Below are 12,989 nucleotides of genomic sequence, written 5' to 3'. Positions count from 1 at the left end.
GAGAGCATCAGAGGTTGCCGGTATAGTGCCAGCGGAGATAGCGCAACAAACGAAGTTGACGGGTGATACGGCTCGGCTGTGACAGTAAGCGATACAGCCACTCCAGCCCCAGATTTTGCCAGAGTTTAGGCGCACGCTTAACGTGACCGGTAAAGACATCGTAGGTCCCCCCCACCCCCATATACAGCGCTTCAGGGTGGATCTTCCGGCAATCACGCATAAAAATTTCTTGTTTCGGCGATCCCATCGCTACCGTCACAATTTGCGCACCGCTGGCGTGGATACGTTCAAACAATGCCTGACGCTGCTCCGGCGTAAAATAACCGTCCTGGCTACCCACAATGTTCACATGCCACTGCGCACGCAATTTAGCTTCGGTTTGCGCCAGAACCTCAGGCTTGCCGCCAATCAGGAAAACCGGCGTTCCCTCCTGCCCGGCTCTCGCCATTAGCGCTTCCCAGAGATCGGCCCCCGCTACGCGTGAAATCTGAGCCTGCGGGAATTTTTTACGCACCGAACGCACCACGCTAATACCATCCGCATATTTGAACTCAGCGGCGTTAATCAGATCCCGCACTTCAGGGTTATCTTCAGCCGTCAGCATTTTCTCGGCATTGATAGCCACCAGCGTCCCAGGCCTGAGGCGTCCTTCGGCAAACAGGTAATTTAGCGCGTGTTGCATATCGCGCCAGCCAATCAGTTGTAGTCCGCGCAGCGAATAGAGTGGCGCAGTTGTGTTATCCGTCATTACGATCCTTCAATCTGTGTCCGGGGCAGCGATTTAATTCGTTTATGGATAAGTCCCGCGCTATCGAATAGCCAGAACAGCAGTTTTGCCACCAGCAGACAAACGCCAAAAATCACGAGGAAAAAGACCACTCGCGAGACAAACGAATCCAGTCCTTCACGTGCCAAAACGATCATATTGAAAATGGCGCCAAAACAGAAACTGTGCAAAATGGCCGCCTTGTAGCGATTGGTTTCGCGGTTACCTAATTCATATAGCCAGTCGAACCATTTAATGATTAACCCGACGACAATCGCGCCTAACGGTATAAACAGCGCCCCGCCCATCACCACCAGCGAACCAATTAACGTGGGTGAAATCGCCAGCCCCGAGTGGTTGTTCAACACTTCCCAGGTAAAGTAGTTCGCGGAGTTGAGAACGATACTCGGCCGCCCGGGCCACAGCCAGGTGGGGATAAAGACGTAGAAATCACGGACGATCGGCGCCAGCCCCTGGAACTCAATATTGTGGTAGTTCTGCAGCAACAGCGCCAGGTTTTCCCACGGCGAGAAAGTATCACGCGTCAGGTACAGGAACGTATAGAACGCCTCGTCACCACTCACGTTCATCCCGTAGCGTTTCAGCGCCAGCCAGAACATACCGACGATGCCCAACACGCCTGCGGCGGCCAGCATCCACAGCGAAATCCAACCGCGAATAATGCCGATAAACAGGAAGATGGCAAACGCGATAATAATATTGGCGCGCGTTCCGCCGACAATCATATAGGTCAACAAGCCAAACGCGACGGTGCTTACCAGGAAGAACAGCCACGCTTTGCTATCCTGACGCAGAAAGTAGACCACCAGCATCGCCGGAATGAAGAAGTAGAAGAAGCGCTTTAACGCCACGCCAGAGACTTCACTGGAAAAAATCTGGCTGTAGGATTGCAGTCTGAACAGCAGGAACCCATTGTGCATAAAGAAGACGCCCACGCTCACCAACGCAATCGCCATCAGAATAACCCAGGTTAAATGGGCTTCAACGCGATTGATGGTAAATAGCGGCCTGCGCGGCTTATCCTCTACGCGCTTACGTAAACGCGTTTTATACGTCACGTAGTAAACGGCATAGAAGCAAGCGGCTGACAGCAAAGCCTGCAGCAGGATCTCCGGGGGCGCTACCGCCACATCAAAACGAAACACCAGGATGCTGGTCAGCGGGAATCCGAAGAAGAACGTTAGCAAAAACAGCAACGAGAAAAAGACGTTGAAGTTAAAACGCACGCGGCGGAATTCAAACCAGGTCAGCGTGGCGATAAACAAAGTGGAGAGCAGCCAGACCACCAGCAGCCCGCTGAATTGCATCAGGCTCATTTAGTTTCTCCTGAAGCAATGCGCAGCGCGTTATGCCACGGCTGCAGATAATTCGGACTAAAGAAGGTGATCGTATTTTTATCTACCAACGCCAGTTGCCGCTGCGCTTCGCGTACGAGACCTTCATTGAGTTGATCTGTCGTAAACAGAACCGGGATATTTTGCTCTGCCATATCCTGCCAGAAAGGATTTTCACGGTTGAGCACGCACGGGATACCGGCCTGGATCAACAAACATAAGGTGCCGATCCCTTGCTGACGGGCAAAAATAAAGTAGCCCAGATCGCACTGACGCAATAGTGCCAGATAGGCATCAAACTCCAGTTTTTCACTCAATATTTGCAAATTATCCGCGCTAAATAATGCCAGACCCGCCTGACGCACCTCGTCGATATAGGCCGTATTATTGGCAGGATACCCCATTGGCACTATCACATTCACCGTGTCACCAAACTGCTGGTGAACGGCACGTAGCGCGGCAATATGCTCATTGCTGCGATCGCCAGAGTTGCCAACCAACACCGTCATCTTACCGCTGCGCTGGCTTTCACTGCTCATATTATTGAGCGAGGGATCCATCCGCGTTGGGAAATAGAGCAGTTCGCCGCGAACGTGCGGATGCTGCCCGGCGAAATAACGTAAATCGCCTCGCGTAGCAAACACGCAGCCCACGCGATTCTGCGCCATGCGACGAATCGGGTAAAACAGGCGGAATTTCAGCCCACTGGAAACTTCATATAAATCCGCGCCCCAGATGTGCCAGTAAAACTGCTCCGGTTTAATTCCCCCGCTCAGCAGCGCCAGCCACAGGCTGGTGTTGAACTGACCATGAAAGTAGAAGCGCTGTTGGCGATCCGCTTTCGCCTTCGCAATAACCGCCCGGGCCAGCGCCTTTTTTCCGTCGTAGAAACTCAGCGATAACGCCGGGCAGCTCTCACTGAACCCAGCATCCTGGCCTGCAACCATAAACGTGCGCGCGTGCTCGCTCGTCGCAGCCAGCGAATCGTTAAAAAACCGCAGCACGGTGTGGTTATGGTGAGGGATATCCGATCCCAGAACGTGAATCAGTACAGTCATGCCCGCCTACGCCAGAGTAAAAACACGCCACAACAAAGAGAAAAATAGACGATGTATGTTGCCATATACGCCTGCGCTGCGCCCAGAGCACCCTGTGCCGGGATCAGCCAGTGGGCAAACGCCGTCAATAACATGAACTGGCTAATTTCAGCCAGAATATAAAACCGCAGCGACGCTTTCGCGATCACCAGATAACCAAAAACGTAGGCGCCAACTTTCAGTACATCGCCGACCAGTTGCCAGGCAAACAGGTCGCGCATGGCGGTAAATTTTGCGGAAAAGAGCAGCCAGATCGCAAAATCACGCAATAGCCAAACGGTAAAGCTCGCGGCGGCAACCGCCGGCAGCACGAACTTCAGCGACTTAATGACCTCGCGGGTAATGTCATGCTTTTCTGTCAGCCGCGACAACGTCGGCAGCAAGTAAACGCTGAATGAGGCGGTAATAAATTGCAGATACGCATCGGAGATACTGCTGACCCCCTGCCAGATCCCCACATCATCCCAGCTGTACTGTGCCGCCAGCAGGTTTCGCATCATCACGTATGCCACAGGCAGCGTAACAGAGGTAATCAGCGCCATCAGCGTAAACTTGCTTAACTGCCCTGCCAGACCATTGTCCCACGAGGGCTTCAGGTAATGCAGCGGAATAGTTCCACGCTTAAGCAGCATAATAATGGCAGGGATAACGACCAGCGCAGGCACCAGAGCCAGGCCCAGCAAGGCGCCTTCATAGCCCCCCAGGCGATAGCAGCCATAGTAAGCCACTACGCCAACCAGGCTACCCACAATCAGCGACAGCGCGTTGCCTGCCGCATCGCGGAAGCCTTTCATTAGCGCCAGTAGCAGGTTCGCCCAGGCGATGCCCATCTGCACCAGCGCAACCAGTCGAACCAGCCCCTGATAATGCGTATGGCCAAACAACCCCTGACTGATCGGCGCGGCCGCCAGCAGAAAAACCGCCGCCATCAGCGTAGAGAATCCCAGCACCATTGCGGAAGATGTACCGACCACCATACGGAGCCGGGCCGGATCGTCATGGTGCTGCGCAACGTATTTCGTGACGCCGTTGAAAATGCCTGCTCCCGCCAACACGCCCAGCACGGTGACCATTTGGCGAAAATTACCCGCCTGGCCCACACCTGCCGGGCCAAAGGAGACGGCCAATAACTTCACCACCAGCAAACCCGCCCCAATTTTTACCAGCGTACTGGCCGCCGTCCATAAGGACGCTTTAGCAAGCGACATATCAGGAGAAGTAATTGAGTAAGGTCGAAATTACCGTTCGCTGGTTAACCGGTGACAGGTTATAGAACAGCGGTAAACGCAGCAGACGCTCGCTCTCTTTGGTGGTGTAACGATCAACACCGGCAAACTCGCCAAATTTATCGCCAGCCGGGCAATCATGTAGCGGGATATAGTGGAACACCGCCATAATTTCGGCTTCTTTGAGGAAATTAATCAACGCGGTGCGATCGTCGATATCGCGCAGCTTGATATAAAACATATGGGCATTCTGCACGCAGTTTTCCGGGACAGCAGGCAGCTCAATACGTCCGGCACGCGCCAGCGGTTCGAGGGCATCATAGTAATTCTGCCACAGCGCCAGACGCTGCTGGTTAATACGGTCGGCCGCTTCCAGTTGCGCCCACAAATAGGCAGCCTGCAGATCGGACATCAGATAGCTGGAGCCGATATCGCGCCAGGTATACTTATCTACCTGGCCACGGAAAAATTGACTACGGTTTGTCCCTTTTTCACGAATAATCTCCGCACGTTCGACTAATTTTTTATCATTAATCAGCGTCGCGCCGCCTTCACCGCCTGCGGTATAGTTTTTAGTCTCATGGAAGCTAAAACAGCCGATGTGACCAATTGTCCCCAGCGCCCGACCTTTGTAGGTCGACATCACGCCCTGAGCCGCATCTTCGACCACATACAGGTTATGTTTGCTGGCCAGCGCCATAATGGTATCCATTTCGCAGGCCACGCCCGCGTAATGTACCGGCACAATAGCGCGGGTTTTGTCGGTGATCGCCGCTTCAATCAGCGTTTCGTCAATGTTCATGGTATCCGGACGGATATCAACAAAGACGATTTTCGCCCCGCGTAAAACGAATGCGTTAGCCGTGGAGACAAATGTGTAGCTCGGCATGATGATTTCATCGCCGGGCTGAATGTCCAACAGCAATGCCGCCATCTCAAGCGATGCGGTACAAGATGGCGTCAACAGAACTTTCTCGCTGCCAAAATGCTGCTCCAGCCACTGCTGACAGCGACGGGTAAAGCCGCCGTCGCCACACAGTTTGCCGCTGTTCATCGCAGACTGCATGTAATCGAGTTCAGTTCCCACCACCGGCGGTGCATTAAATGGAATCATCGTGTCACCTGTATAACCAATACGCGGTGCTTTCCACATTCGCACCACTGTCTATGTAACGTTTAAGCGCAGCGGTGTTACCCATTTGGGTTGCCACGCGCAATATTGTTTTACCGCGGGCCTGCGCCCAGCAAAGCGCAGCCAGCATTAGTTCTTCACCCGCGCCACGCCCAGCCAGTAGGCCTATTCGCGCCTCGGTCGCATTCAGTTCGCGCAGCGAGACATAACCACGAATTTCACCTGTCGGCGTGCGTAAAACGAGGCATTGATGATCGAACGTCCCCAGCACCGCATTTTCAATCCACTGCGCATAAAAACGCGAACTGGCATCTGCGGCGTACCACGGAGCGCGAAAACGGCTTTGTGCGAATGCCTGTTCTGCCAGGCAGCGTAATGCCGGGATATCCGTAGTTTGCGCGATCTGCGCGTCAGAGTTGCCGCTGGCACACGTCACTGGCAGTACAAAATCCACTTCGCCTTCGACCAGTGAGAAACCCAACCGCTGCAAGGCATCCAATTCATGGGTATTTGCGGCAGGAATTTTTGCCTGTACCCGCGACCAGGGACGTAACGCATCCACCGTCAGAACCGGCGCGTGTTGGTCAAAACGTATAATGGCGCTATTCACGCCAAAAAACGTATTTTCCCAGCTAAGCGGCTCAATACTGGCGCGGACGAGCACGGAGCAGCTCCAGCAAATATTGGCCATAGCCCGTTTTAGCCAGCGAGCTGGCGGCACGTTTCACGCCTTCATCATCCAGCCAACCGTTACGCCAGGCGATCTCTTCCAGACAGGCTATTTTAAAACCCTGACGTTTTTCTACCGTCTGCACAAAAGTACTCGCTTCGATCAGACTGTCATGCGTACCGGTATCCAGCCAGGCGAAGCCACGTCCAAGCAATTCCACCGTCAGATGCCCATCATCAAGATACATCTGGTTGATCGACGTAATCTCCAGTTCTCCACGCTCAGAAGGTTTCACGCGTTTTGCGTATTCCACCACTTTACTGTCATAGAAATAGAGCCCTGTTACCGCCCAGTTAGATTTCGGTGCTTTCGGCTTCTCTTCCAGAGAGATAGCGCGAAAATTGTCGTCAAACTCCACAACACCAAAACGTTCAGGATCCATGACCTGGTAACCAAACACCGTCGCACCTTCTGTGCGGGCGGCTACATGACGTAGTTTTGGACTGAAGCCCTGACCAAAGAAGATATTATCCCCTAATACCAGACATGACGGTTCACCGTTAAGGAACGTTTCACCAATGATAAATGCCTGCGCTAATCCATCCGGGCTGGGTTGCTCGGCATAGTGCAATTCAATGCCGAACTCAGAGCCATCGCCTAACAAACGCTGGAAATAACCTTTATCTTCCGGCGTGGTAATAATCAGAATTTCGCGAATCCCCGCCAGCATTAGCACCGATAGCGGGTAGTAAATCATCGGCTTATCGTAAATAGGCAATAGCTGCTTCGATACGCCACGCGTAATGGGATACAGGCGAGTACCTGAACCGCCCGCCAGAATGATACCTTTCATGCGTTGTCTCCTCCGGGAGCCAAAACCAGGCTGTTAGCCCTTCAGACCTAAACGTTCACCCTGATAGCTGCCATCCTGCACGGGTTTCCACCATGCCTGATTATCCAGATACCACTGCACGGTTTTGCGCATTCCGCTTTCAAACGTTTCCTGCGGCATCCAGCCTAATTCACGCGCAATCTTCGACGCGTCAATGGCATACCGCACATCATGACCCGGGCGATCGTCAACAAAAGTGATCAAGTCTCGGTACTGTGCAATGCCTTGTGGTTTTTGCGGCGCCAGCTCTTCCAACAGGCTGCAAACCGTTTCGACAACATCCAGGTTTTTACGCTCATTGTGACCACCAATATTATAGGTTTCCCCAATCGCGCCCGTTGTCGCCACGCAATAGAGCGCCCTGGCATGATCTTCTACATACAACCAGTCGCGGATCTGTTGCCCATTGCCGTATACCGGCAGCGGTTTCCCAGCCAATGCGTTGAGGATCATCAGCGGGATGAGTTTTTCCGGGAAATGGTAGGGGCCATAGTTGTTAGAGCAGTTGGTAATGAGCGTTGGCAGGCCATAGGTTCGCAACCACGCGCGTACCAGATGATCGCTGCTGGCTTTCGACGCGGAATAAGGGCTACTCGGCGCATAAGGCGTGCTTTCAGTAAAGAAATCATCTGTCGAATGGAGATCGCCATACACCTCATCAGTTGAGATATGGTGGAAGCGAAACGCCGATTTTTTCTCGCTGGCCAATGCACTCCAGTAAGCGCGTGCCGCTTCCAACAGCGTGTAGGTGCCCACAATGTTGGTTTCGATAAAAGCAGCCGGACCATCAATGGAGCGATCGACATGGCTTTCTGCCGCCAGATGCATCACGCAGTCTGGCTGGTAGTGTTGAAACACCTCGTCGAGCGATGCCCGATCGCAGATATCCACTTTCTCAAAGGCAAAACGGTCATTCTGTGCAACCGGCGTCAGCGACATCAGGTTTCCGGCATAGGTCAGCTTATCGACCACAACCACCGCATCCTGGGTCTCTTGAATAATATGGCGTACAACCGCCGAGCCGATAAACCCCGCGCCACCGGTAACCAGAATTCGTTTCATTAGCGCCAGACCCCTTTGGTATCAACAATGTACTGCTGAAGAACCGCATCGCCTTTAATGGCTTTAAATTCATTATGGTCGACCAGCATGACCAGCACATCGGCGCTTGCCAGCGCATCGTCCAATGTCGCCAGTTGGCAAATGCCGTCCAGTTTTTTCGGCAGTTGATGGATATTCGGTTCCACCACCAGCATTTCACCTTTGTGCCAATGCGCGATGCTTTGCGCAATTCCCATCGCCGGGCTTTCACGTAAATCATCAATATTCGGTTTAAAAGCCAAACCAAAGCAGGCGATTTTCACTTCACTGGCCCGTTTGTTGGTATCTGCCAGACAGTCGGCCACAGCGGCTTTTACCCGCTCGACGACCCAATGGGGCTTACCATCATTAACTTCGCGTGCGGTACGGATCAGTTTCGCCTGCTGCGGGTTCTGCGACACGATAAACCACGGATCGACCGCGATACAGTGTCCACCAACGCCAGGTCCTGGTTGCAGAATATTGACTCGCGGATGACGGTTTGCCAGGCGAATCAGTTCCCAGACGTTAATCCCCTGATCGGCGCAAATTAGCGATAATTCATTCGCAAAGGCGATATTAACGTCGCGGAAGCTATTCTCAGTCAGCTTGCACATTTCCGCGGTGCGGGCGTTGGTCACGACACATTCGCCCTCAAGGAAGATGTTATACAACTCACTGGCACGCGCGGAGCAGACGGCGGTCATCCCGCCGATCACGCGGTCGTTTTTAATCAGTTCGACCATGACCTGGCCTGGCAGCACGCGCTCCGGACAATACGCAATATTCACATCGGCCTCTTCACCGACCTGCTGCGGGAAAGTCAGATCAGGCCGCATTTCTGCAAGCCATGCGGCCATCTGTTCAGTTGCCCCGACCGGTGACGTCGATTCAAGTATCACCAACGCGCCTTTTTTCAGCACTGGCGCAAGAGACTTCGCCGCAGCTTCAACGTAGACCATATCGGGTTCATGCTCTCCCTTGAACGGGGTAGGCACAGCAATCAGATACGCATCAGCGTCTACGGGAGTGGTGGTTGCACGAAGAAATCCGTTTTCGACCGCCGTTTTCACCACAGCGGCCAGATCGGGCTCAACGATGTGAATTTCGCCGCGATTAATGGTATCCACTGCATGTTGATTTACATCTACGCCAATTACATGTTTTTGACGGGAAGCAAAGGCAGCCGCCGTTGGCAGTCCGATATAACCCAGCCCAATGACAGAAATGGTCGTAAAACTCATAGCGATACCCGATTATTTTTTAACGCGTGTAAAATGCGGCCACACGCCAGCCCGTCACCATATGGGTTATGGGCACGGCTCATGGTCTGATATTCATTGTCGTCATGCAGCAAACGCGTGACTTCTTCTACGATACGCTGTGGGTCAGTCCCCACCAGGCGTACAGTGCCTGCGGTAATAGCTTCAGGCCGTTCCGTTGTTTCACGCATCACCAGCACAGGTTTCCCCAGGGATGGGGCTTCTTCCTGAATCCCGCCGGAATCGGTCAGGATCAGCCAGGCGTGATTCATCAGCCAGACAAACGGCATGTAGTCCTGCGGTTCAATCAGAATCACGTTTTCAACGTGCCCCAGGATGCGGTTGACCGGCTCGCTGACGTTAGGATTCAGGTGTACCGGATAGACAATCTGCACATTCTGATTAGCCGCGGCAATTTCCGCCAGCGCGTGGCAAATGTTTTCAAAGCCGCGACCGAAGCTTTCCCGACGATGACCGGTCACCAGTATCATCTTTTTGTCAGCGTTGAGGAAAGGGTAATGTTCTGCCAGTTCAGCCCGCAATGCATCACTCGCCAGTACGCGGTCGCGTACCCAGATCAACGCATCAATAACCGTATTGCCGGTGATGAAAATACGATTATCAGGAATAGCTTCCCGTAACAAATTTTGCCGCGAGTTTTCTGTTGGCGCAAAATGATACATAGCCAAATGCCCGGTCAGCGTACGGTTCGCCTCTTCCGGCCAGGGAGAGTAAAGATCGCCAGTACGTAAACCTGCCTCAACATGCCCCACCGGGATGCGCTGATAAAACGCAGCCAAACTGGTAGCAATAGTGGTCGTAGTATCACCGTGCACCAACACCACATCAGGTTTGAAATCAGCCAGAATTGGCTTTAACCCTTCAAGGATTCGGCAGGTAATTTCTGTTAGCCCCTGACCTGGCTGCATAATATTGAGATCGTAGTCAGGTACTATGGAAAAGAGGTTCAACACCTGATCGAGCATTTCCCGATGCTGCGCTGTGACGCAAACTTTTGCCTCAAAATCAGGATCTTTTGCCAACGCATGAACCAGAGGTGCCATTTTTATAGCCTCCGGTCGCGTGCCAAATACAGTCAGTACTTTCACATCGATTCTCTTCGGATTGGCAGCGAGGGCCCAGCCCCTCACTGCAACGGTATTACTAAATCGCGCGGCGACGGGTTAATGCGACGCCAGCACCGATCAGAGCTCCAACGATGCCCCACATAATCATCAGGAAGGCACGGCGTGGGCTGTCACGTTTTACCGGCTCTTCCGGCGTACGCAGATAACGATAGGTCTGAAAACGCGGATCCAGAGTTGGCCCAACGTTTAGTGTGTTAAGCATGGCTCGGTTTTGGAAGTAGTCCAGATCAAAGTCCGGACCAACGGACTGTAGGTTTTCGAGTCGCGCCTGCAGCATAGGGCGTCCGAGCAAGAACAGTTCAGAATCCGGCAATTCATCAGCAGGAACATCAGTGGAGGTACGCGAAATGTTATGCTGTTCGGCAATTTTGAGTGCCTGCTCAATGTTGTGAACACGGCGGGAGAATAGTGATTTCGCCACTTCTTCCTGGCGTTTAACCTGCGCCTTCATCTGCACGGTGCGTGCAGCCCAGGCCCCTTTTAACTCTTCATTAAGATGACGCGCCGCACGCTGACTGGCAAAGGCGACGTACTGACGCAGCAAATTGTTGGCATCAGGAGCCGTCTCCGCAATCAGCTTCACACTGTCATTGGTATTACGTAATGCATCGCCTGGCATAAACTGGATGTTACCAATCAGTTCATCCAGCATCGCCGCATCGGCTTTACTGTTACCCACCATACGCTGCTTATAGTAATCAGTCTGCTGCCAGAATTCACGACGCGTATCCCAGGAGGCGAGCTGCATGATGAATTCTTTGTAAGCTTCATCCATCACTGACGGTTGGTCCGCAGATGCAAGACTGGCCTTAATATCCAGGTTACGCAAAAACTGCTGTTGAGAGTAGTAACCGCCCAACATATTAACCGTTGGCTTGTCTGAAATCGCCGTAGCACTCCACTCCTGACGTGCAAAAAATGTATAGGCGAGAGCGACTATCGCAAAGGCAAGCGCGATACCAATAATCCACACTTTCCCTGCCCACAAGGTACGAAACAACCCACGGATGTCCAGTTCATTCTCAGCGCTCACGGCGTGTTCCCCCGGTAATGGTTGTGTCATCGTACCCTCAATTTATTTGGTTAAGTTTGGTTTACTTTCACGGTTTCTACGCAGCTTGCGTTTCAAGCGTTTGATAAATCTCGCTACCTTCCAGGCACGTTTAATACAATAGTCGTACAAAACAAATGCCAATAAAAAGAGCACCAGCATCACCCATTCAGGGACTATATGAGAATATTCAGCCAGTACGCCAATAGAGGCCAGGATCGCTGCAGCCAGCGTGATCAGAACAAATGCCTGTCGGGAGGTAAATCCGGCGCGCATGATTAAATGGTGAATATGTTGGCGGTCCGGGGAGAAAGGACTCATGCCCTTACGTAAACGACGATACATAATCGCCACCATATCCATTAACGGAATGGCGATAATCCACAGTGCGGTGACCGGGCTAATTGGATGCGTTTTCCCTTGAGTGGTCTCCAGCAGGATCCAAATTACTGTAAAGCCAATCAGCGTACTTCCCGCATCGCCCATAAAGACTTTATAGCGGCGTCCAAGAATGCCCAGATTCAGCATGATGTAAGGCAAAATGGCGGCAATCATGGCAAAACACCAGATAGCCAGGCTTGTCTGATCATCGAACCACAGGATAAGCCCCATTGCCGCAAATGAGACGCTGGATAACCCACCTAACAGACCATCAATGCCATCAACCATATTGAAGGCATTAATCGCCGCCCATACGGCAAAAAGGGTAAGGAAATAACCAAATGGACCGAGAACCATCTCCCAGGGACCAAAAATATACCCCAGGCTTAGCAGATACAGTTTACCAACCGCCATCATAATGATGCCGATAATGGCCTGAATGGTTGCGCGGATTTTTACACTGATATCATAACGGTCGTCCAGGGCACCGATCAATACCAGTACCCCAGCACAGGCCAGGTAGAGAGTAGCATGCGGGATGTAGTAATCTGCGATGAGGAACGTAAAGCAAATGCCTGCGTAAACCGAAATCCCCCCAACCAGCGGAATCAGTCCCTGATGACGTTTGCGAAAGTTGGGTTTATCCACCAATCCTATCTTTTTCGCAACCTTGCGGGCAAAGAAAAGAAACAGCGTTGTGAATAAAAAAATACTGATGAGATCAGTACTTGCTGTCAGTAAATTCACTATACATACTCTCAAAGAATATCAATATACGAAGTATAACCATCAAGGCGAATATTCAGAAGAGAAACCCGATTCCATATCAGGTGGTTCTGTATGATTATTAACCACAAAATACGAATTACTACCCTTCTTCGCCTGGCGGTATGTCATACCGGATTATTGTTATTGTGTCGTTAAGATTA

General features: G+C 52.2%; 12 protein-coding genes. All 12 read right to left on the bottom strand.

Going from position 1 to position 12,989, the window contains the following annotated elements:
• Window positions 1–7: 7 nt before the first annotated feature.
• Genes wecG through wecA form a run of 12 tightly spaced genes read right to left on the bottom strand, consistent with a single transcriptional unit; the run spans window position 8 to window position 12,807 of the window.
• Window positions 8–748 (bottom strand): lipopolysaccharide N-acetylmannosaminouronosyltransferase, encoded by a 741-nt coding sequence (wecG, locus tag OGV69_RS02070; protein ID WP_069325088.1) that lies wholly within the window; start codon window positions 746–748, stop codon window positions 8–10.
• Window positions 748–2,103, bottom strand: a complete 1,356-nt coding sequence (wzyE, locus tag OGV69_RS02065) for an ECA oligosaccharide polymerase (RefSeq protein WP_038634539.1) — start codon at window positions 2,101–2,103, stop codon at window positions 748–750. Before wzyE ends, wecG begins: the two co-directional genes overlap by 1 nt.
• Window positions 2,100–3,179: a TDP-N-acetylfucosamine:lipid II N-acetylfucosaminyltransferase gene (locus OGV69_RS02060; RefSeq protein ID WP_069325089.1), complete on the bottom strand. Its 1,080-nt coding sequence runs from the start codon at window positions 3,177–3,179 to the stop codon at window positions 2,100–2,102. Before OGV69_RS02060 ends, wzyE begins: the two co-directional genes overlap by 4 nt.
• A complete protein-coding gene (gene wzxE, locus OGV69_RS02055) occupies window positions 3,176–4,426 on the bottom strand; it encodes a lipid III flippase WzxE (RefSeq protein ID WP_227409116.1) in 1,251 nt (416 codons plus the stop codon). The genes OGV69_RS02060 and wzxE overlap by 4 nt, the downstream gene beginning before the upstream one ends.
• 1 nt (window position 4,427) lies before the next feature.
• Window positions 4,428–5,558, bottom strand: a complete 1,131-nt coding sequence (gene rffA / locus OGV69_RS02050; RefSeq protein WP_069325091.1) for a dTDP-4-amino-4,6-dideoxygalactose transaminase — start codon at window positions 5,556–5,558, stop codon at window positions 4,428–4,430.
• 4 nt (window positions 5,559–5,562) lie between these two features.
• Window positions 5,563–6,240, bottom strand: a complete 678-nt coding sequence (gene rffC, locus OGV69_RS02045; RefSeq protein ID WP_069325092.1) for a dTDP-4-amino-4,6-dideoxy-D-galactose acyltransferase — start codon at window positions 6,238–6,240, stop codon at window positions 5,563–5,565.
• Entirely contained in the window at window positions 6,218–7,099 is an 882-nt protein-coding gene (gene rfbA / locus OGV69_RS02040; RefSeq protein ID WP_038634554.1) for a glucose-1-phosphate thymidylyltransferase RfbA, read from the bottom strand. The genes rffC and rfbA overlap by 23 nt, the downstream gene beginning before the upstream one ends.
• Window positions 7,100–7,132: 33 nt before the next feature.
• Complete coding sequence (rffG, locus tag OGV69_RS02035) at window positions 7,133–8,200, bottom strand: dTDP-glucose 4,6-dehydratase (protein ID WP_069325093.1); 1,068 nt, start codon at window positions 8,198–8,200, stop codon at window positions 7,133–7,135.
• On the bottom strand, window positions 8,200–9,462 hold the full coding sequence (gene wecC / locus OGV69_RS02030) for a UDP-N-acetyl-D-mannosamine dehydrogenase (protein ID WP_069325094.1): 1,263 nt from the start codon (window positions 9,460–9,462) through the stop codon (window positions 8,200–8,202). Before wecC ends, rffG begins: the two co-directional genes overlap by 1 nt.
• Window positions 9,459–10,589 (bottom strand): non-hydrolyzing UDP-N-acetylglucosamine 2-epimerase, encoded by a 1,131-nt coding sequence (wecB, locus tag OGV69_RS02025; RefSeq protein ID WP_038634562.1) that lies wholly within the window; start codon window positions 10,587–10,589, stop codon window positions 9,459–9,461. The genes wecC and wecB overlap by 4 nt, the downstream gene beginning before the upstream one ends.
• 55 nt (window positions 10,590–10,644) lie before the next feature.
• Window positions 10,645–11,691 carry an ECA polysaccharide chain length modulation protein gene (wzzE, locus tag OGV69_RS02020; RefSeq protein ID WP_069325095.1) on the bottom strand — a complete coding sequence of 349 codons (1,047 nt, stop codon included), beginning with the start codon at window positions 11,689–11,691 and terminating at the stop codon, window positions 10,645–10,647.
• Between the two features lie 12 nt (window positions 11,692–11,703).
• The gene (wecA, locus tag OGV69_RS02015; protein WP_069325096.1) at window positions 11,704–12,807 is read right to left on the bottom strand and encodes a UDP-N-acetylglucosamine--undecaprenyl-phosphate N-acetylglucosaminephosphotransferase; all 1,104 of its coding nucleotides are present in this window, start codon (window positions 12,805–12,807) and stop codon (window positions 11,704–11,706) included.
• Window positions 12,808–12,989 lie beyond the last annotated feature (182 nt).

The sequence above is a fragment of the Citrobacter sp. Cc139 genome (assembly GCF_030334645.1).
Lineage (GTDB): Bacteria > Pseudomonadota > Gammaproteobacteria > Enterobacterales > Enterobacteriaceae > Citrobacter > Citrobacter werkmanii.
This window is presented reverse-complemented; position numbering and strand designations above follow the sequence as displayed.

Excerpts from the sequence above, each read along its gene's own strand:
- wecG (WP_069325088.1), bottom strand. The coding sequence starts at position 748 with ATGACGGATAACACAACTGCGCCACTCTATTCGCTGCGCGGACTACAA.
- wzyE (WP_038634539.1), bottom strand. The coding sequence starts at position 2,103 with ATGAGCCTGATGCAATTCAGCGGGCTGCTGGTGGTCTGGCTGCTCTCC.
- OGV69_RS02060 (WP_069325089.1), bottom strand. The coding sequence starts at position 3,179 with ATGACTGTACTGATTCACGTTCTGGGATCGGATATCCCTCACCATAAC.
- wzxE (WP_227409116.1), bottom strand. The coding sequence starts at position 4,426 with ATGTCGCTTGCTAAAGCGTCCTTATGGACGGCGGCCAGTACGCTGGTA.
- rffA (WP_069325091.1), bottom strand. The coding sequence starts at position 5,558 with ATGATTCCATTTAATGCACCGCCGGTGGTGGGAACTGAACTCGATTAC.
- rfbA (WP_038634554.1), bottom strand. The coding sequence starts at position 7,099 with ATGAAAGGTATCATTCTGGCGGGCGGTTCAGGTACTCGCCTGTATCCC.
- rffG (WP_069325093.1), bottom strand. The coding sequence starts at position 8,200 with ATGAAACGAATTCTGGTTACCGGTGGCGCGGGGTTTATCGGCTCGGCG.
- wecC (WP_069325094.1), bottom strand. The coding sequence starts at position 9,462 with ATGAGTTTTACGACCATTTCTGTCATTGGGCTGGGTTATATCGGACTG.
- wzzE (WP_069325095.1), bottom strand. The coding sequence starts at position 11,691 with ATGACACAACCATTACCGGGGGAACACGCCGTGAGCGCTGAGAATGAA.